The following is a 2,329-nucleotide window of genomic DNA, read 5'->3' on the forward strand; positions in this document are numbered from 1 at the left end:
ATGAGTTCGAACTGCACTGGTCGCTTCGTCTTACGCTGCACCACGATGGCGCGGGCTCGAATGCGTCCGCCTGACACGAGGTCGCCGATCTTCACCTTCACGACGTCACAGCCACGTAGCTTGCTGTCGATGGCGAGATCAAACAGCGCCCTGTCGCGCAACCGTCCCTGATGATCGAGCCAGAAGCGGATCGCCCAGACCTGTGGCGGCTTCAATGCTCGCTTGGCGCCGACCATCCGGCCTGCGTTCCAGGCCCTCTTCACGCTCGTTGCTGGATCAAATGTCGAATGTCCCATTGTCGTTCTCCCGTGGCCTGTATGGCCGACGGGAGTGTGAAATTGCGCGAACGGTTTGTGGGATGAAACCGAAAGATGGGCCGAAAGCAGACGGGCAGCTTTCAGCTCAATCGTGCAGGAAGCTGCCATCCCGCAAACGACGACAATTGAACCCGATCACCTCGCATGAGATCGCCAACCACCAATATCCATTCGGCGCGGTTGTTAGACCCCTGTATCCCCTTCGGTCCGTGGTAGATTTTTGATACGCTCACCATATTTTATATTGGCAACGACAATCTAAACACTGCTGTATCCCCGCTGAGCAACGATCCGATCGACGACGCGCCAAGCATTGGCCATGATGGTAAGTGTCGGGTTGGCGCCGGTACCCGTAGGGAAGGGCGATCCGTCGACCGCGTAGAGGTTTTCCACTTCGTGCGCCCTGCACCAGCGGTCGAGAACGGACGTGTCTGGGTCATCGCCCATGCGCGCCGTGCCATGCTGATGCGAGCAGTTGCCGGTGACACGGTCGGCATAGACCTTCGTGACGGAGGTCGCTCCGCTCGCCCCCAGGATGTCAGCCCCCCGGTCGATGAGATAGCGCCCCTGGGCGAGGTCGTTCTCGTGGGCCTTCAGGGTGACGCGGGCCACCGGCAGGCCCCAGGCATCCGTGACCGTGTCGTCGAGATCGATGCGGTTGTTGTGCTGGGGCATGTCGTGCAGAACCATGGCCACCGCGAGCGAATGGCTGAATTGTTCGCGATCGATGCGCTTGGCCTCAGCGCCCCAGGCGGGCGCGCCCGGCAGCCGCCAGTTGATGGGAAGCGGGATGCCGACGCCGGCGACCGCGATATGCCCGCCCGAAACGAAGCCACGGCTGTCGTCGTGCTCGTAATGCTCGAAGGTCGACGCGCTGACATAGCCCCCGCCCGCCCAAGCATAGACGGGATCGGCATAGGTGCCGACTGCAGCGGAATATTCATGGAACGTGACGTTGCGGCCGACAAGGTCTGACCCGTTGGCGAGCCCGTTCGGAAAGCGGCCGGAACGGGAAAGCAGCATCAGCCGCGCCGTCTCCACCGCACCGCAGGCGAGAATGAAGAGGTCTGCCTCCTGCTCGAACACCGTCCCGTCCGCGTCCTCGTAGACGGCAGCCCGGATCTTACCCGCTCCGTCAAGCACCAGCTCGCGAACATAGGATTCGGGTCGCAGCTCGTAGTTGCCCGTCGTCACCGCATCCGGGACGAAGACGTTGAGTGCGGAGGAGCGGGTGCCGGTCGGGTCGCCGTGCTGCTGGGCGAAAGCACTAACGACGGTTGCCTTTCGGCCGTTGAAGGGGCGCGACAAGGCAGCTTGAGGCGTCGGAAAGGCGTTCCACCCGAGCGCCGCGCAGCCCTCGTGGAATTTCTGCGCATAGCGCGACATCGGCATGGGCGGACAGGGATAGGCGCCCGAACGCGGTCCCTCGAAGCGGTTGGCGCCGGCCTCGCCCGAGACGCCGAAGGCCCACTCGACCTTCTGGTAGTAGGGCTCGAGTTCGTCATAGGTGATCGGCCAATCGGCGAGCGAGGCGCCGGGCAGGTCGCCCGCGACCGTGCGCATGCGAAAGTCGTTGGGCGTGAAGCGCGGCAGCCAGCCCTGCCAGTGGACGGTACCGCCGCCCACCATCTGCGGCACGGGACAGAAGAGGTCGACGCGCGCCTCGTCGTCCGCTGTCTCGCGCCAGGTGCGCGGGTTGAGAAGCGGATCGGGCCAGAGGTTGTAGCGGTTGATGTTGGCGAGCTCGTCGCCGCCGAAGCTTTCCTTGCGTCGCCACGGCCCCTTCTCGAGCGCGACGACCTTGACGCCCGCCTCGCACAGCACCTTGGCGGCGGCGGCGCCCGAAGCGCCCGCGCCGATGATCACGGCCTCGGTTCGCGCCGGCTTTCCCTTAGAGACCATCGTGGAACTCCTTGACCTTATCGGCCTCGCCCTCGGCGAACCATTGCAGCGTCGTGTAGCGGCCCTCGTGCACCTCTTTGAGCGAGGCGGGGCCGGGAAAGCCGATCACC

Annotated in this window: 1 protein-coding gene and 1 pseudogene; both read right to left on the reverse strand. The window is 64.3% G+C overall.

What is annotated here, in order from left to right:
• A pseudogene (locus AUL35_RS19580) lies at positions 1-296 on the reverse strand (integrase); the annotation flags it as partial.
• A 279-nt stretch (positions 297-575) separates the two neighbouring features.
• The gene (locus AUL35_RS19585; protein ID WP_062017989.1) at positions 576-2,219 is read right to left on the reverse strand and encodes a GMC family oxidoreductase; all 1,644 of its coding nucleotides are present in this window, start codon (positions 2,217-2,219) and stop codon (positions 576-578) included.
• Positions 2,220-2,329 lie beyond the last annotated feature (110 nt).

It is taken from the genome of Aureimonas sp. AU4 (assembly GCF_001463765.1).
In the GTDB taxonomy this organism is placed as follows: Bacteria; Pseudomonadota; Alphaproteobacteria; order Rhizobiales; family Rhizobiaceae; genus Aureimonas.